The sequence below is a fragment of the Anaerovirgula multivorans genome, assembly GCF_900188145.1.
Lineage (GTDB): Bacteria > Bacillota > Clostridia > Peptostreptococcales > Natronincolaceae > Anaerovirgula > Anaerovirgula multivorans.
In genome coordinates this window covers 63411-84487 of sequence record NZ_FZOJ01000022.1, presented here as the reverse complement: position 1 = coordinate 84487, position 21077 = coordinate 63411, and the positions used below count along the sequence as shown (strand labels likewise).

Genomic DNA, 21077 nt, shown 5'->3' with positions numbered 1-21077 from the left:
GATACAATTGCTTCTATTTCAGTTGATAATTCAGCGATAGCTCAACAAATAGCTGCATCCTCTGAGGAGATGAGTGCATCTGTAGAAGAGGTAGCTTCTACTGTGCAAGTGCTAAATGAAATGACCTATGATATGAAAAATGAAGTTGAAAAGTTTAAAGTGTAAAAAGAAAAAGCCTCTAACAAGGCTTTTTCTTTTTAGGAAGACTTTGTTTTATGATTTTTGGTATGATCTATTTCGCTATTCCACTCCTTTTCAAAAAAACTTCTAGAATCAAAGGCATCTACATCCCGCATCATATCTAAAGGCATTACGTAGGAATTCATGTCTTTTTCTGGTATCTCAAAATCTCGTGCGTTATAGGTGTCATCAATTATATCCTGTGGATTTCGTGTAGTATGCTGACGATCTTTTTTCAAATGATCCCTCCTTGTTTAGAAACAACTTTACCATATTCTATAGGTAACCAACTACAGAACTTAAGCAGATGACTGAAATCTATGATTTCATGTCAGTCGCTTATACAAGGTGAAATTTTGATATACTAAGGGCTACATTTGCAGCCCATGGTTTTGGGCGAAACCGTAGACCGTGTATATCAAAAGTAGATGACCCAAATCTTTGATTTGCTGTCAGTCACTTTCACAGAGTGCAATTAAAGTTTAAAATTGGTTATCTATAATAATCTTTAAAAATTCTAAAAATATTTTAAGCGGCATGATTATATTAGTATTTGTTATCATCAAAAAAATAAAATGGTAAATTTTGAATATAGACAAAACACTGGCAAAATTGCAAAAAAGTAGAGGGGAATCTACAATTATTGAGAACTGTAAATAAAAGCGAGACAGGCTAGGAAGTAAAATCTAGGCTCAATTTAACTACTTCCGTTGACTTTAACGTTTTTCTTTTTCAGAGTATAAATAATACAGATAAGCAAAGGTATGATGAAGAAGTTGAATAATGTAATATATGTATACCAATTTAAAAACTTGAAAAGTATAAATAAGTTATTTCCAACGAAATAGGCTATAATACCTGCTAAAGTACTAATGATGATGGTCAAATATTTATGCCGTAAATTTAAAGCAGAAAGAATTTTAATCAAAGCATAAAGGGTAATAACATATCGAATATACCATCCCCCTACGATTTGAAGCATCACATAAAGTTCCCCTGCCTCTATAAACCTAAGTTTACTTATCATTTGAGTCTGTAACAATTTCGGATAAGGGATTGAATTAACTCTAGTAATTTCGAAGGTCATTAAAGTTCCTGTAATAGATACAATTAATATCTGTATGACAAAAATCATACCAAGTATTGAATGTAAAAATAATTTTCTTTTATCTTTAATTTCTGTTAAGTAGGGGAATATTATTGTTAAACTCCCATAAAGTCCTAATGTCTGTAGAATGGATAAGAAAAAGCCTTTTGTAATACCATCACGAAAGATAGGAAACAATAGTCTGGAGTCTTTATATTCAGAGGTTAACATCCCTAGATTGATTCCAGCAAGGATAATTAAAGTAATACCTATTAGTGTGATGGTTATAATTGATACTAAATCTCTTGAAGCACTATAGGCAGCGGGGATAACAAAGAATAGAATGAAGAACCACACGGGGGTGTCCAACAACATATTGGTATGCATAGAACTGGCCTCTACAGCAGCTGATTCCACTAACGTTATAAAAAGTGTAATGGCAAATACAAATAATAATAGATTTCCTGCCTTATGACCAAGGGCTTGTCGATATATGCTAATAAAATCATAGTTATTGGTTTTTTGACAAATTTTCAAAAAAAGCATTAGATACAATAATATGATTATAGAGGAAATGATTACTGCAATCCAGCTGTCTCGACCTCCATTGAGAGTAAAAACCTTTGGATATGTTTTTTGAGATACAATCGTAACTGAAAGAATAAGAAAAGCAAAGTGTTTTGTGTTGAATTTATCCATACAAACAACCTTTCCCTTTTTAAAAATGATGTTATTAATATTCAATGATTATTTCCAGCTAATGTAATATTATTCAATTCTATAGTGATAAGGGTGATTAGATGAGTAAAAAGAAAATATCTCTGAAAAAATATGAAGAGCACCTTGCAATTATCAAAGAACAATTAAGGAATAACTATGATGTAATTTATCGAAGTATAGATACAGAAAAGGGTCCTATTACTGTTATTTATATAACCAATATCTGTAATAAGAGTTTTATCAGTGATTATATTGTAAAGCCCTTGGTAACTTGTGAAAACATTCCAGAAAATATAGAAAAAATAAAAAATGATCTTATCTTTGCAGATGATATTGGTTTTGTCAATGATGTTGATCATGCACTGCAATTGATTTTATCTGGCAATGCTGTAGTCCTATTTGGTTTTATAGATAAAATGATTTACTGTGAAGCAGAAGAATATACCTCCAGAAATATTGAGGAACCTCCCACAGAAATAGTTATTAAAGGGCCACGAGAAGGTTTCAATGAAAAGCTTTCTGATAATATCTCTTTGATTAGGCGTCGTATCCATAACCCTAAACTAAAGTTTGAGAAATTGTTAATAGGAGAACAAAGTGATACTGCTGTTGTTTTAATGTACATAGAAGACCAAGCCCCTGCAAAAGTAGTGGAATTTGTTAGAAATCGCATACAGAAGGCAAAAATAAAGTTTCTACTGGAGTCTAAAACTTTAGATGAAGCACTACAAACAAAAAGAACTATCTTTGATACCATAGGTTATACGGAAAAACCAGATAAAGTTGTTGCAAAATTAACAGAAGGTAGGGTGGCCATCCTACAAGAAAATACCCCTTTTGCTGTGACGGCTCCCCACTTTTTTGTTGAATATTTCAGTGTAGGTGAAGATTATTATTTAAATGGATATGGACAAAGCTATTTTAGAACCGTTCGTTGGGTAGCCTTTTTTGTTTCCCTATTACTACCAGGACTGTATATGGCTTTAATTGCTTACCACTTTAAGCTGATACCCTATATCTTTGCTTTTAGAATGGCAATTACCAGGTCGGGGGTGCCTTTTCCTGCCGTCGTAGAGATTATGATTATGATGTTCTTTTTTCAGGTATTGCGGGAGGCTGGTATCCGATTGCCTCAGCCCATAGGCTCTGCCCTCAGTATTGTGGGGGCATTGATTTTAGGAGATGCTGCCATTGGAGCTGGTCTAGCATCAGAGATTACACTTCTTATCATAGCTTTGTCATCGATTTCATTGTTCTTAATTCCTAAAATGTATGCTGCTATTCTTTTATGGTCTAATATTCTTCTATTATTGTCGGCACTTTTAGGTTTACCAGGGTTCTATGTAGGATTTATTTTATTTTGGTCCCATGTAGCAGACTTAACTACCTGTGGCTATCCCTATTTATATCCAATGGGGACCTTTAAAACCTTTAATTTCCAAGATTTGATTTTAAGAGATGATTTAGATGATATTTCTAAAAACATTTTCTATAAGGATGAGAAATAATGAAGGTAAAAATGATTGCTATTCTTTTATTATGTAGTATTTTTTTGACTGGTTGTTTTAGTTATATAGATATTAATAGAGTAATTTTTGTTACTGCCCTCATTATTGATGTAGATGAAGAGGGAGCCCCCATATTTATAGCAGAAGCTTTCCACTCTTTCCGTAGCAATGAAACCAATACAGAAAGAGGGAATAAAGTCTTTTATAAAAGTAAGGGAGAGACTGTTTTTGATGCGGTGCGTCAACTTAATGCCTATTCCAGTTATAAACTTAACTACACGCAAAATAGAGCCATTATTTTTACTGAAAGGGCTGCTAGGCATGGATTGAAGGAATTTCTTGATTTTTTGCACCGTGATCAGGAACTATTAATAAGAACTTTTATTTTAATTTATATAGGGAATGATCCGGAGGAATTGATGGAAACGAATTTAAAAGAGAATGAATATCTAGGGCTATACTTATATGAAACCCAGGAGAATCCTGTTTTAGCAGGACAAAGAGCAATTGAACGGTTTAATCAATATCTAAATAACCGTTTAAAAGGAAGAAGGGTAGACATACTAACTACTTTCACCCATGATAAAATTATGGGTGAAGATAAGATTAATATAGCTGGTGCCGCTGTTATGCAGGAGGATAAATTAGTGAGTATTTTAAGTAACGATGAAGTAAGAATATATCACCTATTGATGGATACATTACATACGGGTTTGCTCATTGTCCCTCACCCTGCTTATCCAGATAAAAAGGTGGTATTGGAAGTGTTAAAGGGTAATACGAAAACCTCTATTAAAATGGAGGAGAATACGATTATCTTAAAAAAGTCTATCGATATTAGAACGACCTTTGCAGAAACCCAAGAAAGCATTGTCTTAGATCAGGGTACTATTGAAAAGCTTCAGCAAGAGGCTGATTTTAAAATTGAAAATGAAGCGAAGGAATTGTTCAACTTATACAAAGAAAAGGGGATTGACTTATTTGATGTCCAAGATATTTTTGAAACAAAATATCCACAAGTGACTATACCTAATGTTATGGAAGTTACTGATTTGGAGATTGATGTGAATGTCAAAATCGAGGGGAGTACAGATATACTAAATTTTAGATAGTGCAGTATATGTATAGTCGTACGACCCTGTCGTCCCCTACAAAATTTCAGACACGTAAAGGGGTGGACAGAGTCGTCCACCCCTACGGGAGAAAATAGATTTTATTTTTAGTTACCTAAAATGCAGGCACAATAGCACCTTCATATTTTGTTTCAATGAACTCTCTAACTTCTGGGGAATTTAATATAGCAACTAAAGCTAAGATGTTTTCATCTTTTACATCCTCTGGACGTACTGTCAAGATATTTGCGTAAGGAGAGTTTGCATCCTCAATAATTAACGAATCATTAACAGGATTAAAGCCTGCCTCTAAAGCATAATTGGTATTAATAACAGAAGCATCAACATCATCTAATGATCTAGGTAATTGTGGAGCCTCTAATGCAATGAATCTAAGATTTTTAGGGTTAGAAACAATATCCTTCTCTGTAGCTGTTAAAGGAGCATCCTTTTCTAGTTCTATCAATCCATAGTATTGAAGTAACAATAATGCTCTACCTCCATTGGTTGGATCATTTGGAATAGAAATTCTTGATCCATCTGCTAAATCTTCTATACTGGATAATTTTTTAGAGTAAAGTCCTAATGGCTCAACATGAACTTTCGCAGCTGAAGCTAGGTTCAGACCATTGTTTTCTGCAAAAGTCTCCATATAAGGTACGTGTTGGAAGAAGTTAGCATCAATTCCACCATCAGCTAAGGCTAAATTTGGTGTAGTATAATCTGTAAATTCCACGATCTCTAGCTCAATACCTTTTTCAAGTAAAATAGGTGCTGCAAACTCTAATATTTCTGAATGAGGCACTGGTGTAGCACCAACCTTTAACACCTTCACCTCATTTTCCACAACAGCTGTATCACTAGGATTTTCAGACTGTGTGCAACCTACTAATAAAGCAACCACCAATACGCCTACAATAAATAATATTCCTCTTCTTTTCATTGTCATTACCTCCTGTCAATTTTCTTTGCAATATAGTTTCCTGAAACCTGAACAAACTGTACCATGATAATTAATAAAAATACTGTCCATATCATAATGCTTTTATCAAAGCGATGATATCCGTAGCGTATAGCTAAATCTCCTAAACCACCTCCTCCCACTGCGCCTGCCATAGCAGAATAACTAATAACACTAACGATAGTAATCGTAAGACCTAATATGATTGCTGGCATGCTTTCTGGTATTAATACCTTATAAATAATCTCTAAATTTGTAGCGCCCATAGCTTGGGAAGCCTCTATAACTCCTTTATCAACCTCTAGTAGAGCATTTTCTATAACCCTAGAGAAGAAGGGGATCGTGCCCACTGTTAAAGGAACAATAGCGGCGGTAGTACCAATAGATGTTCCCACAATCATACGGGTAAAGGGAATGATGGAAATCATAAGTATGATAAAGGGAAAGGATCGTCCTATATTAACAATATAAGAGAAACAATGATGAATTATTTGATTATCCATAATATGATCCTTCTTCGTTACTACTAAGATGATTCCTATAGGAGTTCCTATGAAAACTGCTAGCAAAGTAGATAGGGAAACCATATAAAGTGTCTCATATATAGAGGGAAGCAATAGATTTAACAATCTTTCCATTTATAATCCACCTACCTTAACATTTCTAAAAAAGTCTAGTGAAATAGGATCATGTTTTTCAAAGTCTCTGTGGCCCAGTAGAAGTTTAGTATAGGGATGCTGAGGAGCTTTAAAGACTCTACTGACCAAACCCTGTTCTACGATATTCCCATCCTTCAAGACAGCAGTCTTGTTACATATCTGTTCTATTACCTCCATTTGATGAGTGATTAAAACAATGGTAATACCTAATTTATTATTAATTTCCTTTAACAAGTTAAGAATACTCCTACTTGTTATGGGATCTAAGGCAGAAGTAGCCTCATCACTTAACAATATTTTAGGGTTAGTAGCTAAGGCTCTGGCAATGGCAATTCTCTGTCTTTGGCCGCCGCTTAATTGAGATGGATAATTGCTTCTTTTTTCCTTCAAGCCTACTAAATCAAGTAGTTGATCCACTCGTTCTTTAATTTGATTCTTAGGTAATCCATTAAGTTCTAAAGGATAAGCGATGTTTTTTTCAACATTTCTACTAGTAAGTAAATGATAGTGTTGAAAAATCATCCCCATGTTTCTACGAGATTGGCGAAGTAAGTTAGAGGAAAGCTTTGTTAACTCTACGTTATCTACCCAGACTTCTCCAGAAGTAGGACATTCTAATAAATTAATACAACGGATTAATGTAGATTTGCCAGCACCACTAAGACCCATAATCCCATAAATATCTCCTTTTTCTACAGTTAAATCAATATTGTTGAGAGCTAATACATTTCCCTCATTAGACTCATAAAGCTTACTGACGTTTTTTAATTCAATCATGTGATCACTCCTTAAGTTGTAATTACAATAAAAAAACCTCTTTCACAGGGAAAGAGGCATCATTCAAAAACAGTTGCTCTTCCCTTATCTTTCAGCACTTTGTGCTGCTGGAATTGGCACCTTCGATGATGATCGTGGTTGCCGGGCTTCATAGGGCCAGTCCCTCCGCCTCTCTAGATAAGAGTATCTAAGTATTAAATTTTTCCAATAAAAAAACCTCTTTCGCAAGGAAAGAAGCATCACTTATAAACCGTTGGCTTCTCCCTCATCTTTCAGCACCTTTTGTGCTGCTGGAATTGGCACCTTCGATAATGATCGTGGTTGCCGGGCTTCATAGGGCCAGTCCCTCCGCCTCTCTAGATAAGAGTATAATATTCATTTGTTTTTTTGTAACATCAATCATGAATTAGATTATATTAGCTTTCTTTAAAAAAGTCAATACTAAAATTTAAAAATAAATTTGGATAGTTAGTTAAATAAAACCATAAACTTAGTAAAAAACACCGATGATCTTCTAGATAAGAAATCTAATAGAAAATCTGTAGTGTAAATATACGCTTGAAAAAATTAATACATTAAGAGATATCTTTTTTAGTTAAAAACAGAACAATAGACCGTGTATATTTAAATTTAATTATAAAGGCGTATATCTATAAAAAATGAAAAACTTTTAGAAGTTAATTTTAAAACTTAAAAGGAAATAGAGAAAAAAAGGCGAAATTTATATTTAAAATCTGTATTTGAGGTGAGAGCATGTCTTATCAATCCAAAATTCAAGATGAGTTTACGGACGCTTTGTTTAAGTCTATATTAAAATTAGAAACAATAGAAGAATGCTATAGATTTTTTGAAGATATTTGTACGATTAAGGAGATACAATCGATTTCCCAAAGGTTAGAGGTGGCAAAGCTACTAAAGGAAGGACGAACCTATAGCGAAATAGAAAAGGTCACTGGTGCTAGTACCGCTACCATTAGTAGGGTCAATCGATGTCTTCATTATGGAGCAGATGGATATAAGTTAATTTTACAAAGACTAGAGGAAGAACAGGAAGAAGAGACAGAGTGAACTGGTTTCATCAAGCGAAACGAGTCCATTTAAAAAGAAGATTGCTTTTCAAAAGCAATCTTCTTTTTTATGTCATTTTTTAGCTTTTGCTTTATCTCAACTTTAACCTATCAAAATACTTTTGATAAGCTATTTATTGATCTAAATGAAAAGCTTCATGTAGAAGATTTACAGCTTTTTTAGCAGCATCTTCCTTTACAAGGCAGGAAATTGTAGCATGGGAATCAGAGCTTTGTAGTATCTGAATATTCTCTTTTGCTAAGGCATTAACTACCGTAGCCATAACACCTGGAATACCTGTAATTCGAGAACCTATAATTGTAACTTTACTACAACCATCTAAAACATTGTACTCCAACTGAAAATCTTCTAATACTTCCTCAAGAGAATGTTTTTGTTCAGTAGCGATTGTAAAAACCTTTTTATCAACAAAGAAATTAATCATATCAATGCTGATGGTTACTTGGGCTAAGGCTGACAACAATTGACTATCTTTTTGAAGGTTTTCTTTGAGGTGGATAAAAACCTGGGAGATACCATCCTTATGAGTGATTGCTGTCAGAAGCCGATGAACTCGTTTAGAAGAATAGGGAATATGACCATTTTTACGACAAGAAAAAATACTGGTTCCTGGATGTGCAGACATAGTATTTTTAACTTTTACTGGCAGATTACCGTATTGAGCAATTTCTACTGCCTTGGGATGAATAACCTTTGCTCCTTTTTCTGCCATCTGAAATACTTCATCGTAATTTATTTCATCAATAATTTTTGCATTAGGCACAACATTTGGATCCGCTGTCATAATCCCATCCACATCCGTATAGATTTCTACATACTTGGCATGTAATGCTACTCCTAGTGCAGTGGCAGTAGTATCACTTCCTCCTCTTCCTAAGGTTGTAATTTCTCCGTCATTTGTAGCCCCTTGAAATCCTGAAACAATAACAATGTTCCCCTCCTCTAAATAGGGTAGAATTTTGTTAGCATCCACAGATAAAATATCAGCATTACCGAAGGTATCGTCCGTTAAGATACCTGCTTGAAAGCCTGTAAGTACAGCTACTTTGTAACCTAATGCTTCTAAAGAAGAAGCCAGTACAACAGAAGAAATAATCTCACCACAGGACATTAATAAATCTAAGTGTTTCAGACTACATGTAGGGGTGTTTTCCAATGCTAAGCCTCTTAAAGTATCTGTAGCATAAGGCTCACCCTTGCGGCCTATAGCGGAAACTACTACTACAACTGCATTGCCAGTATTTTTAACAGCGGTTATTTTATCAACTACCATTTGTCGTCTTTCTTTAGTAGAAACAGAAGTACCACCAAATTTTTGCACAACAATATTCACAAAGACCACCTCATACATATTTTTAGTTATTCGCTTATATATTAAATTATGCTTTTGATGTGGAAATGTTCTATATTAGAAAAGGTGACGGAAAAAATCCTTTTATTGAAAATTAACTTTTGACTAACAATTTAACTTGTGATAAAATGGTCTGAAAAATTAAAGTTATATTTCAAAAAATAAAACAATACTTTAATAAAATATTATAGGAAATATATCTTTTTTTAGTAATAGCGAGGGGGAGAAGTAGATGAATATTGGGGTTTTGATTAAACAAGTACCGGATATGGAAAAAGTTAAGTTTAATAGCGAGAGGGGATTAATCGATAGAAAATCTGCTGGTACAGAAATTAATCCCTTTGACTTAAATGCATTAGAGGCTGCTATACAATTAAGAGAAATGACAGATGGAAAGGTAACTGCCATAAGTATGGGACCTCCTAGTGCAGAAGAAGCTTTAAGAGAAGCGATTGCTCGAGGGGCAGATGAAGGATTTCTCATTTCTGATAAACACTTTGGTGGAGCTGATACAAAAGCTACTGCCCATACACTATCAGCAGCGATTAAAAAGCTAGGGGGTTTTACCCTCATTATTGCTGGAGAAAAAACTGTTGATGGTGATACGGGACAGGTGGGAGCTGAAACGGCAGATTATTTAAATATACCTCATGTATCCTATGTAAGTCATATTCAAGCGGTAAACTTAGACAATATTCAGGTAATATCTGATATATGGAGTGGAAGATATTTAAAGGAGATGGCTTTGCCAGGGTTGCTTACGGTAACGAAAAATATCAATACACCACGATTGCCCTCCTTCAAGAGAAAAATGGCAGCTAGAAAAGCAGAAATAAACAAATTAACCTTTGAAGATTTAAAGGAATACATAGCTTTGGAAGAATGTGGATTAAAGGGGTCACCTACTTGGGTGAATAAGATAGAAGTGCCACCAACAGCTACCAGGAAAGGGAAAATTATTCGTAATGACACGGAAACGGCAGTAAATCTACTGGTGGAGTTATTTAAGGAAATGAAAGTGATGGAGGGATAGAAGATGGGGGATGAAAAATATACAGGAATTTTAATTTTTGCTGAACAAAAAAATGGTATTATACATAAGGTTAGCTATGAGCTTTTAAACAAGGGGAGAGAATTGGCAAATCAGCTTATGGCACCTGTCTATTGTATTGTAGTGGGTCCTAAAAGTATGGACCTTCAAGAGCTAATTTATCGGGGCGCGGATGAAGTATATTATGTGGGAAACGATTTTTTGAATCTACCAGAGGAATTGATCTACACAGAGAATATTATTAATCTGATCAAAAGGATTAAACCAGAGATATGTCTCTTTGGAGCTACTAGCTTTGGACGGTCGTTGGCACCTCGTATAGCGGGAAACTTAAAAACTGGATTAACAGCAGATTGTACCGAGTTAAAAATAGATGAAGATGGAAAATTAATTCAAATTCGTCCTGCCTTTAGCGATAATATTCTAGCTCATATTAAGACGAAAACTTATCCACAAATGGCTACGATTAGATACAAAGAATTTTCCGAAGCTGAGAGAGATATAAATAGATCAGGAAAAATAATTAAAGTTGATCCTATATTGGTAGAGAAAACAGGTGTAAAGATATTACGGGAATTAGAATGTATGGAAAACGACATTTCAGAGGCAGAAGTAGTGGTGGCTGGGGGTAGAGGCATAAAAACGCCAGAGGATTTTAAAATACTATATGAACTAGCAGAGTTACTAGGTGGTGTTGTGGGTGCCAGCAGAGCAGTAGTGGAGGAAAATTATATTTCCAGCCAGCATCAAGTAGGCTATAGTGGCAACCGAGTTAAGCCCAAGCTTTATATAGCCTGTGGCATTTCTGGAGCACCTCAGCATTTAGCAGGTATGCGGGAGGCGGAAAGGATTGTTGCAATTAATTCTGATCCATCGGCCCCTATATTCAATATTGCTGACATTGGTATTGTAGGGGATTTGTATGAGGTAATACCTACATTGATAGAAAAATTAAAGAAAAAGGAAGTGGCGGTTTAATACAGCCTTTTCTTATACATAATGCACTTTAGTAATGTACATCTATAAAGGAGTAAAATGAATATTATCAAGTCAAGGAGTTAGCTAGCACATAATGAGATTTCTGAATTAAGTCTCATTGTAATTATATAATGGCTAAAAGAAAAGTAGTTAAGGGGGATGAAGATGAGAGCAGAAGTAATTGAGAGTTTAAAACAAATCGTTGGAGAGGATTGGGTGCTGACTAGTCTGGATCAAACAAAAGGGTATTTATACGATGAAACTGAAGAACTTATGCGGCCTGAAGCAGCGGAGGATTCTATTGTTGTAAAACCTGGTACCACTGAGGAAATAGCAGAAATAATGAAGTATGCTAACAAAGAATTAATCCCTGTGGTTCCAAGGGGTGGTGGTACCGGTCTTTGTGGAGGTGCGATTCCTACAGAGACTAGTATTATTCTTTCTGATGAAAGATTAAATAAAATTATAGAAATTGATGAAGAGAATTTGATGGCAACCTGTGAGGCAGGAGTAACCCTAGCTGACCTTCTAGAGAAGCTAAGGGAATATGACAATTTATTTTTCCCAATTCATCCAGGAGATGAAGGTGCCCATATTGGTGGTATGGTTGTAGAAAATGCTGGTGGAGCAAAGGCAGTAAGACATGGTATTATGAGAAATCATGTAAAAGGTTTAGAGGTGGTACTGCCTACCGGAGAGATTGTAAACCTAGGAGGAAAGTTGATTAAAAACAACAGTGGCTTAGATCTTTTACATTTAATGATCGGTAGCGAAGGAATATTAGGAATCGTAACAAAAGCAACACTAAAGCTTTATCCAGAGTCTAAATATAGTGGAACATTACTTATATCCTTTGATAATAGAAGGGATGCCATCGGTGTGGTACCGAAAATCCTACAATCAGGAATTATACCTTTAGCTATTGAATATATGGAGAGAGATATTGCATTAGAATCGGCAGCTCATATAGGAGAAAAGTGGCCGGCTGAAGAGGGAAGTGTTGATGTTATCGTTATGCTTTCAGAGAATAAAGAGGATGATCTTTATGAAAAAAGTGAAGTAATTGCAGAACTTTGCGAGGAACACAATGCAGTTTATACTATGATTGCAGAAACCACGAAGGAACAACGATCAATTTTAGCGGTGCGGAGCAATGTTTATACAGCCGTTGTCCATGATGCGGCAGATGCACTAGACATGGCGGTACCAGTTGCCTCTATTGCAGATTTCATGAATGATATCTTTGCCCTTGCAGAGAAATATGGGGCAAGAACTCCTTCAGTAGGCCATGCGGGGGACGGAAATATTCACAATTTTATTATGCGGGAAAATGGAGAAAGACCCTCTTATTTTGACGAGTTAAAGGAGGCTATGTATAAAACAGCTGTTAAATATGGCGGTACCATCACAGCGGAGCATGGTATCGGTAAAACCAGGGTATCAAACTTAGCTATACAGTTAAGTCAAAAAGAAATTGAATTAATAAAGGGTATTAAAAAGGTTTTTGATCCTAATGGCATTCTTAATCCTGGTACCATTGTAAATAAGAGATAAAAAAGGGGAAATGGAGAGTGAAATGATATGAAAAAAAGTCCCGTTAGTGGAATGCCAGCTTATTTTGCAGTGGCCTTTGTATGGTTTACAACTCACTTTGGAGGAGGATTTGCATCTGGCCGACAATTGGTACAGTTTTTTGTTCAATATGGATGGTATGCACTGTTTACACCAATTATTGCAATTCTTATCAATGCTTTAGTTTTTTACTACGCTTGGGAATTCAGCATTAAGCACAAAAAGTTTGAATATAGGAGCTGGGCGGATGCCTTTTACAGTCCCTATGAAAAGATTTTTTCTAATCTTTATGAATTTGCTTTTAATCTTACTTTAGTAACAGCTACAGCAGTGGCTTTTGCCACCGGCGGAGCTACAATGACAGGCGTATTTGGTACACCTTATATGTTAAATACTGCGGTTATAGCTGTAATTATGTTTTTTCTGACTATATATGGAGCAGATGTTATCCGAGCAGTGGCATCTTGGATTGCCATCATTGTTATAGTGGGACTTTTGATTATCTATGGCAGCAATTTTATTGCTATCATACCCAATCTTAAAAATGTTATTGGAGAGCTTCCCTCCCCTAATGGTTTTGGACCAGCACTATGGGAAGCATTAAAATACTCTAGTCTACAGGCGGCAGTAGTAGGTAGTTATATAGCAGTGGCGGATGTATTAAAGGATAAAAATGATGTAAAAAAAGCAGCGATTACAGGCTTTATTTTAAACGGATTTTTACTGGGATTGGCAGCAATGGTTATATTAAGCTATTATCCTAACATTTTGCCTGAGGCAGTTCCTGTGTTATATGTTATTAATAATGGTGTAGGAGGCAGGGCAGGAGAATTGCTGGTATCTCTTTTGATTTTCTTAGGTGTTATTTCTACTGGTGTTAACTTAATTTATGGGGGAGCTAAAAGAATCATAAATATTTCAGTAAAAGAGGGAGCACAGCGAAACAGTAGAAAAAAAGAAATTATTGCATCTGCTGTCTATGTTTTGTTTACCTGGGGAATTGCTTTGTTTGGATTAATTCCGTTAATTGCAAAGGGTTATGGTTATATTGGTTATGTAGCATTTCCAGTTGTTGTACTACCTATATTGTATAAAGGAATTTTCAAAAAAGATCGGACACAAAGAATTGATGCATAAATACTATAGAAGTATGAAATTGGTATTATTCATTACTAAAATTTAAATTACTTATTAATAAAAAAACAAACGACTTTTATAGTTGTTTGTTTTTTTATAACCAATAGGAAATTATAAACTTTACTTAATTGTGGATAAGTATAATTTCCGTTATTGGTTTCAAAAAAGTCGTCCTTTAAATCTTTCAAAGGAAGACTTTTTTATTTTAGTATTTCTTGTCAAGAGAACTATGCACCAAAACATGGCTTTATTCATAATATAAAATGAGACTTGATAAGAAATCATTGAGAGAGCGAGGTATCAAATAATGAGTGACACAGTAAAAGGAACAGGTATTTTTGGTGACTTTTTTGGAGGTACGAGAGGAGGAAATACTTCACTATTGTTCTTCTTTCTATTACTGGTGATTATATTCTGTAATTGTCCAGCATTTAAAGGAGCAGGAGACAGCTTATTATTCTTCTTGTTAATTCTGATAGTATTATTCACTGGTCGTGGAATTTGTGGTGGCATTTAATCTGATAGTGAATCAAAAAATGAGTGTTCTACAAATGGGTAGTTCACTACTGTCCATTTGTAGAACAAAAGTAACCATTTCTATCGTTTCAACATAATATATATTAAGACTAGAGATAGTCCTAATAAGAATATAAGGAGGGTGCTATAAATGAGTGATATAGCTAAAACTAATGTATTAGGTGGCTTGTTTGGTGGTCAAAGCAGCTTATTGTTTTTCTTCTTGTTGCTAGTTATCATCTTCTGCAACTGCGGTATCTTTAGAGCTGCAGGTGATAGCTTACTATTCTTCTTCCTATTGTTAGTTGTATTATTTGGTGGAAGACATTTCTTCGTTTGTTAATTTAATAGGTTTGCCATGAAAAGGGTGGAGGTTTCTACCCTTTTTATGGTTCTGAAAGGAGACGGTTGTGTAGTCTGAAAAAATTAAGACAAAGGAATAGGATTGATAATATTTATGTAATATCTTACGCATAATTATAAAAAATGTATAAATATCTATTGGTTATAGAAAATAATATTTGTTATAATAAATATCAATTACTTGGAGAAAAATTGAATAGATACTTAAGAAGATATCGAAGGGAGAATTACTCATGAAGCTTATACTTGATACTCATTGCCATACGATAGCAAGCGGACATGCCTACAGTACCATTCAAGAAATGGCTGCCTATGCTAAGGAGATAGGATTCAAACTAATTGCCATTACAGATCACGGACCTAAGATGCCTGGAAGTGCTCATATATTGCATTTTAAAAATTTAAGGGTGGTACCGAAGGAAATAGAGGGAGTAGAAATATTAAAGGGTGTAGAAGTAAATATTATGAATCATGAAGGTAGATTAGATATCCCTGAGGGTGTTTTGAGGGGATTGGATATTGTAATTGCCAGCCTTCATCAGCCCTGCATTAAGCCTGGTAAGATGGAAGAAAATACTAATGTTCTTATCAATTTAATGAAGCTTCCCTACATACATATTATAGGACATTCTGGAAATCCTGCATATCCTGTGGATATTGAAAGACTCATCAATGCAGCTAAGGAGCATAAAACCCTAATAGAAATTAATAACAGTTCATTAAAGCCAGAAACCTTTAGAGTTGGAAGTAAAGAGAACTGCTATAATATCCTTAAAGCCTGCAGAGATAAAGGGGTGGGGGTTGTAGTAGGCAGTGATGCTCATATGGCCCATAGTATCGGCAAATTTTCTGTAGCACTAGAAATGATTAAGGATTTAAATGTACCAGAGGAGCTAGTGATAAACACTTCGGTTGATAGATTGAAGACATATCTAAAAAAGTAAAGGGTTAAAAGAGGCACTAGTAGTACATGAAATGGTAAAAAGAGATGTAACATATGGTTAGCCACATTGTGCATTGGTGGGGGTATGGGTACTGCTGTAATAGTGAAAAGATAGAATAAGTGGTACAACATCATAAAAAATCCCTGGCTAAAGGGATTTTTGTTTTAACCAAACTTGTACTGTGTATAATAATACTTAAGGGGGGGTGGGAGTATGATAGATCAGTATAAAGAGTATTTTTCCTTAGAGGACAAAGAAGTATTATTAGAAATGTATAAAACCATTTTTGAAATTATTTATAATTGGATCGTTGTTGTAGATAAGGAAGGCTATATTAAAATGATGAATAAAGGCTACTGTGATTTTTTGGGAACAACAGAAGAAGAGGCTATAGGGAAGCATGTAACAGAGGTTATTGAAAATACAAGAATGCATATTGTTGTAAGAACTGGTAATAGGGAGATTGGAGATGTTCAACAGATCAGAGGAAATAAAATGATTGCAGATAGAATTCCTATTATTAAAAATAGAGAAGTAATAGGAGCAGTAGGTACAGTTTTATTTAAGGATCTTGTTGAGCTAGATACTTATGCTAAAAGAGTAAATGTGATGGAAAAAGAATTAGAATTCTATAAAAAGGAACTAAAAAAGGCATTAGGAAATGATAATACCTTTGATCATATTATAGGGATAAGCCAAAGTCTTAGAAAAGTAAAAGAATTAGCTAAGCAAGTAGCAAATACAAAATCCAATATCCTGTTATTAGGAGAAAGCGGAACTGGTAAGGGATTGTTTGCCTCGGCTATTCATAACTCAAGTCTAAGAGGAGAATACCCTCTGATCAAGATAAATTGTGCAGCGATTCCTAACGAACTATTAGAATCAGAACTGTTTGGCTATGAGCAAGGAGCCTTTACAGGGGCTCAAAAAGGTGGAAAACCGGGGAAGTTTGAACTAGCTAATAAAAGCACTATCTTTCTAGACGAAATAGCAGAATTGCCTTTGAACATGCAGGCAAAGCTTCTAAAGGTTATTCAAGAGAGGGAAATTGACAAAATTGGAGGAACAAAAACTCAGAAGATAGACATAAGAATCATAGCAGCAACAAACCAAAATCTAGAAGAAATGGTAAAAAAGAAATTGTTTAGAGAGGATCTCTATTATCGACTAAATGTTGTCAGCATAAAGATTCCTTCTTTAAGAGAACGAAAAGAAGATATTTCTCTTATTATTAAGCACCTGATTAAGAAGTTTTCCAAGGAAATGGATAAGTTTGTGACAGAGATTACGCCTGCTTCTTTGAGCGCCTTAATGAGATATGGATGGCCAGGCAATATTAGAGAGTTAGAAAATGTTATAGAGAGAGCCTTCAATTTAATTGATAAGGAAGCCATGATTATGCTTCAGCATTTGCCTCTCTATATCACAAATCCTTTGAATAGTGCTATCACAAAAAATAGTAAAACTTTAAAATTCATGCTGGAGGAAATTGAGAAGCATGCTATAGAAAAAAGCCTCATAGAAAACGATGGAAACAAACGAAAGACTGCAAAGGATTTAGGGATTAGCAGAACAAGCTTGTATGAAAAGATTGAAAGATATGATTTAGATATGTAAGAAAAATTGACATTGTAAAATTTTTGGACACTATAATTAGGACAAACCTGCAACAACAATAAACTACAACCCATGCTTAGTTAAGTGTATAATTATTATAATATTCAGAAAAACACCTTGTTTTAATGTAAAAAAAATGAACACAGCTTGCCTTTTCTTTACTCTTTTGCCGTAAACTATTTAATTCTTTCGCTTTAGCAGTTTTGAAAAATAGAAACAATATAGAGATCATAATTTGATGATTTGGAGGGCCTTATAGGGCCCTTTTTTTATTAAAAACATCGCATGAAAGTTAAGAAACTGATTTCTCTCTAAAAAAATATTTGTTTTGGCATGTGGCTTGCAAAATTAGTAATTAATTCTTAGTTAAGGGAGGAATCTGGATGAGGCTAAAATTTTTGACAGCAGAAGAAGCAGTAAAAATCATAAAATCTGGCAGTACTGTTGCTACGGGAGGATTTGTTGGTAATTGCGTTCCAGAAGAGCTGGAGATGGAGCTAGAGAAAAGATATCTACAAACTGAAGAACCTAAAAACTTGACGTTGGTTTATGTGGCAGGGCAGGGGGATGGAAAGGATAGGGGGATTAACCATTTTGGATATGAAGGTATGATCAAAAGAGTAATAGGTGGTCACTGGGGTTTGGCCCCTAAGGTACAAAAGCTAGCTTTAGAAAACAAAATAGAAGGATATACCTTTCCCCAAGGAGTTATAGCACACTTGTTTAGAGATATTGCGGCAGGTAAACCTGGTACGATTACTCATGTAGGATTAAAAACCTTTGTTGACCCCCGAATAGAAGGTGGAAAACTAAATAAAAAAACAAAAGAAGATTTAGTAGAAGTAATCGACTTATATGGAAAAGAGTACTTGTTTTACAAAGCTTTCCCCATAGACTTTGCCCTACTAAGAGGAACCTATGCAGATGAACGAGGCAATGTCACCATGGAAAAGGAAGTTGGATCACTAGAGGTTTTATCTATAGCACAGGCTTGTAAAAATTCGGGAGGAAAAGTGATTGTTCAGGTGGAAAAAGTAGTTAAAGCAGGTACATTAGATCCAAGACTAGTAAAAATACCTGGAATTTATGTAGATACGGTTGTTGAGGTTCAGGATATGAAAAATCATATGCAAACCTTCTCGGAGCAATACAATCCAGGATATACAGGAAATATAAAAGTGCCAGTATCCTCAGTAAAGCCAATGGAGCTGGACGAAAGAAAAATTATTGCCCGTAGAGCTGTTATGGAGCTAGTACCTAACGCTATTGTAAATTTAGGCATCGGTATGCCGGAGGGCGTGTCTATTGTAGCAAATGAAGAAGGTGTTAGTGATCAAATGATATTGACGGTGGAGCCTGGACCTATCGGAGGCATACCAGTTGGAGGTTTAAGCTTTGGGGCAACCATTAACCCAGAAGCCATCATTGATCAGCCAAATCAATTCGATTTTTATGATGGCGGTGGACTTGATGTTGCATTTCTTGGATTAGCAGAGTGTGATGAGTTTGGCAATATCAATGTTAGTAAGTTTGGTCCCAAGATTACTGGACCTGGCGGATTTATTAATATCACTCAAAATGCTAAAAAAGTTGTATTTTGTGGTACTTTTACAGCCGGAGGATTAAAAATAGAAGCAGCCAATGGAAAGCTTAGTATTCTTCAAGAGGGAAAGGTTGTGAAATTTATTGGAAAGGTTGAGCAAATTACCTTCAGTGGAAAATATGCTGAAGAAGTTGGTCAGACTGTAATATATATTACAGAAAGAGCAGTCTTTGAATTAGGGGAAGATGGTCTAGTTCTTACGGAAATAGCACCGGGAATTGAACTTGTAAAGGATGTATTAGAATATATGGATTTTAAGCCAGTGATTAGCAAAAATTTGAAGTTGATGGATGAAAGAATATTTAAATCTGAAAAAATGGGTGTACAAATAGAACAAAAATTTCCTTCAGAAGCTTTAGAAGTTAGTTTGGTTGAAGCACATTGAGGAGATTTAGATGGAGCCTATTATGAAAAAATAAAGGAACAAAAGAGTACATAATTTCCTATGGATTATAAAGAGAGGAGTGTGCAATTGATATGTTAGGAATTATTATTGGATTGGCTTTATTAATGTATTTGGCATATCGTGGTATGTCCATTATATGGATTGCCCCTATATGTGCTGCGATTGTTGCTTTAACAGGAGGCTTGAATTTAGTAGAGGCTTATAGAGAAGCTTACATGGGAGGATTTGTAGGATTTGCTAAATCGTGGTTCCCAGTATTTATGTTGGGAGCTATCTTTGGTAAGGTAATGGATGATTCAGGAGCAGCTAAATCTGTAGCCCATTGGGTTACTTCTAAAATAGGAACAAAAAGAGCGATTTTAGCCGTAGTGGTAGGATGTGCAGTACTAACCTATGGCGGGGTGTCATTATTTGTAGTTGTATTTGCTATGTATCCGTTAGCAGTAGCTCTATTTAGAGAAGCAAATATTTCTAGAAAGCTTATACCCGGAGCAATAGCATTAGGAGCCTTTACCTTCACGATGACGGCAATACCTGGAACACCTCAAATCCAAAATCTTATTCCTATAGATTATTTCGGTACAACTCCAACAGCAGCCCCTATCATGGGAACTGTAGGAGCCCTGATTATGTTTGGTGTAGGTATGCTTTGGATGACCTATAGAGAAAAGAAGCTTACGGCAGCGGGGGAAGTATTTAATGAGCCAACCGGTTCGGTGGCAAAAAAGGGAAAGGCTTCATCATCTAATGGTAAGGGTGGTGCTGTAGCAGGAGGAGAAGTAGCTGCTAAAGAGAAGGAGGAGGTTAAGGAGATAGATGAGGCTACATTACCCAATCCTATGTTATCCTCTTTACCACTAATAACAGTAATTCTTTTGCTAAATCTATTTGAATTGGACATTATCATTGCATTGACAGCGGGAATTGTTTTAGCATTGCTACTAAATGTCAGTAGGTTGAAAAACGTTGTGCAAAGCATTAACGCAGGAGCATCTGGCTCAGTTTTAGCTATCATTAATACCAGTGCAGCAGTAGGATTTGGTGCAGTTGTTAGAGCCGTGCCAGGATTTCAGACTTTAAGCAATCTCGTGATGGGAATAGAAGGAAATCCGCTGATTTCTGAAGCAGTCGCTGTAAATGTGTTAGCAGGTGCTACCGGGTCTGCCTCAGGAGGGATGGGTATTGCATTGGCGGCTTTAGGTGATAGATTTGTTGAACTGTCTGCTGCTTCAGGGGTTCCTCTAGAGGCCTTCCATAGGATTGCTTCCATGTCTAGTGGTGGTTTAGATACACTACCCCATAATGGTGCAGTTTTAACCTTATTAGCTGTAACAGCCATGACTCATAAGGATTCTTATAAAGATATATTTATGGTTGGAACAGCCATCCCAATCTTAGCTGTAATAGCAGGTATTATATTAGCTACCATAGGGTTAGTTTAGTCGA

At 35.4% G+C, this 21077-nt stretch carries 19 protein-coding genes and 2 riboswitches; of the genes, 13 read left to right on the top strand and 6 right to left on the bottom strand.

All coding sequences use genetic code 11. The features are described 5' to 3' along the window. Window positions 1–197: 197 nt before the first annotated feature. Both CHB72_RS18050 and CHB72_RS18045 read right to left on the bottom strand, forming a co-directional pair. Window positions 198–419, bottom strand: a complete 222-nt coding sequence (locus CHB72_RS18050) for a hypothetical protein (protein WP_089284275.1) — start codon at window positions 417–419, stop codon at window positions 198–200. A gap of 458 nt (window positions 420–877) precedes the next feature. Beyond that, complete coding sequence (locus tag CHB72_RS18045; protein WP_089284278.1) at window positions 878–1966, bottom strand: GerAB/ArcD/ProY family transporter; 1089 nt, start codon at window positions 1964–1966, stop codon at window positions 878–880. Between the two features lie 101 nt (window positions 1967–2067). Here CHB72_RS18045 and CHB72_RS18040 point away from each other — a divergent pair, with 101 nt between their 5' ends. Next, the gene (locus CHB72_RS18040) at window positions 2068–3495 is read left to right on the top strand and encodes a spore germination protein (protein WP_089284274.1); all 1428 of its coding nucleotides are present in this window, start codon (window positions 2068–2070) and stop codon (window positions 3493–3495) included. Further along, window positions 3495–4607: a Ger(x)C family spore germination protein gene (locus tag CHB72_RS18035; RefSeq protein ID WP_089284273.1), complete on the top strand. Its 1113-nt coding sequence runs from the start codon at window positions 3495–3497 to the stop codon at window positions 4605–4607. Before CHB72_RS18040 ends, CHB72_RS18035 begins: the two co-directional genes overlap by 1 nt. Before the next feature lie 115 nt (window positions 4608–4722). Here CHB72_RS18035 and CHB72_RS18030 read toward each other — a convergent pair whose 3' ends face one another. From CHB72_RS18030 to CHB72_RS18020, 3 genes are read right to left on the bottom strand one after another with little or no spacing between them, the layout of a single operon-like run. Continuing rightward, complete coding sequence (locus CHB72_RS18030; protein WP_089284272.1) at window positions 4723–5550, bottom strand: MetQ/NlpA family ABC transporter substrate-binding protein; 828 nt, start codon at window positions 5548–5550, stop codon at window positions 4723–4725. A 5-nt stretch (window positions 5551–5555) separates the two neighbouring features. Continuing rightward, window positions 5556–6206, bottom strand: coding sequence for a methionine ABC transporter permease (locus CHB72_RS18025; protein ID WP_089284271.1), 651 nt, complete (start codon window positions 6204–6206; stop codon window positions 5556–5558). Then, window positions 6207–7004 (bottom strand): methionine ABC transporter ATP-binding protein, encoded by a 798-nt coding sequence (locus CHB72_RS18020; RefSeq protein WP_089284270.1) that lies wholly within the window; start codon window positions 7002–7004, stop codon window positions 6207–6209. A gap of 81 nt (window positions 7005–7085) precedes the next feature. Next, window positions 7086–7188, bottom strand: a riboswitch (SAM riboswitch). 78 nt (window positions 7189–7266) lie between these two features. After that, a riboswitch (SAM riboswitch) is annotated at window positions 7267–7371 on the bottom strand. A 386-nt stretch (window positions 7372–7757) separates the two neighbouring features. Between CHB72_RS18020 and CHB72_RS18015 the strand changes: the two genes are divergently transcribed. Continuing rightward, window positions 7758–8072 (top strand): YerC/YecD family TrpR-related protein, encoded by a 315-nt coding sequence (locus tag CHB72_RS18015; RefSeq protein ID WP_089284269.1) that lies wholly within the window; start codon window positions 7758–7760, stop codon window positions 8070–8072. A 133-nt stretch (window positions 8073–8205) separates the two neighbouring features. Here the strand turns inward: CHB72_RS18015 and dapG are convergent, their stop codons facing one another. Continuing rightward, a complete protein-coding gene (gene dapG, locus CHB72_RS18010) occupies window positions 8206–9426 on the bottom strand; it encodes an aspartate kinase (RefSeq protein WP_089284268.1) in 1221 nt (406 codons plus the stop codon). A gap of 250 nt (window positions 9427–9676) precedes the next feature. On the opposite strand from dapG, the gene CHB72_RS18005 reads away from it, so the two are divergent. From CHB72_RS18005 to CHB72_RS17960, 10 genes are all read left to right on the top strand, one after another. Further along, a complete protein-coding gene (locus CHB72_RS18005) occupies window positions 9677–10477 on the top strand; it encodes an electron transfer flavoprotein subunit beta/FixA family protein (protein ID WP_089284267.1) in 801 nt (266 codons plus the stop codon). Between the two features lie 3 nt (window positions 10478–10480). Further along, window positions 10481–11473, top strand: coding sequence for an electron transfer flavoprotein subunit alpha/FixB family protein (locus CHB72_RS18000; RefSeq protein ID WP_089284266.1), 993 nt, complete (start codon window positions 10481–10483; stop codon window positions 11471–11473). Window positions 11474–11638: 165 nt separating this feature from the next. Then, entirely contained in the window at window positions 11639–13027 is a 1389-nt protein-coding gene (locus tag CHB72_RS17995; protein WP_089284265.1) for an FAD-binding oxidoreductase, read from the top strand. 27 nt (window positions 13028–13054) lie between these two features. Then, a complete protein-coding gene (locus CHB72_RS17990; protein ID WP_089284264.1) occupies window positions 13055–14182 on the top strand; it encodes a YkvI family membrane protein in 1128 nt (375 codons plus the stop codon). 307 nt (window positions 14183–14489) lie between these two features. After that, window positions 14490–14699: a hypothetical protein gene (locus CHB72_RS17985; protein ID WP_089284263.1), complete on the top strand. Its 210-nt coding sequence runs from the start codon at window positions 14490–14492 to the stop codon at window positions 14697–14699. A 150-nt stretch (window positions 14700–14849) separates the two neighbouring features. Beyond that, window positions 14850–15041: a hypothetical protein gene (locus CHB72_RS17980; RefSeq protein ID WP_089284262.1), complete on the top strand. Its 192-nt coding sequence runs from the start codon at window positions 14850–14852 to the stop codon at window positions 15039–15041. A 253-nt stretch (window positions 15042–15294) separates the two neighbouring features. Then, window positions 15295–16005 (top strand): phosphatase, encoded by a 711-nt coding sequence (locus tag CHB72_RS17975; RefSeq protein ID WP_089284261.1) that lies wholly within the window; start codon window positions 15295–15297, stop codon window positions 16003–16005. Window positions 16006–16218: 213 nt separating this feature from the next. Next, the gene (locus CHB72_RS17970) at window positions 16219–17622 is read left to right on the top strand and encodes a sigma-54 interaction domain-containing protein (protein ID WP_089284260.1); all 1404 of its coding nucleotides are present in this window, start codon (window positions 16219–16221) and stop codon (window positions 17620–17622) included. A 383-nt stretch (window positions 17623–18005) separates the two neighbouring features. Next, entirely contained in the window at window positions 18006–19610 is a 1605-nt protein-coding gene (locus CHB72_RS17965) for an acyl CoA:acetate/3-ketoacid CoA transferase (protein WP_089284259.1), read from the top strand. Between the two features lie 92 nt (window positions 19611–19702). Then, entirely contained in the window at window positions 19703–21073 is a 1371-nt protein-coding gene (locus tag CHB72_RS17960) for a GntP family permease (RefSeq protein WP_089284258.1), read from the top strand. The last annotated feature ends 4 nt before the right edge of the window (window positions 21074–21077 follow it).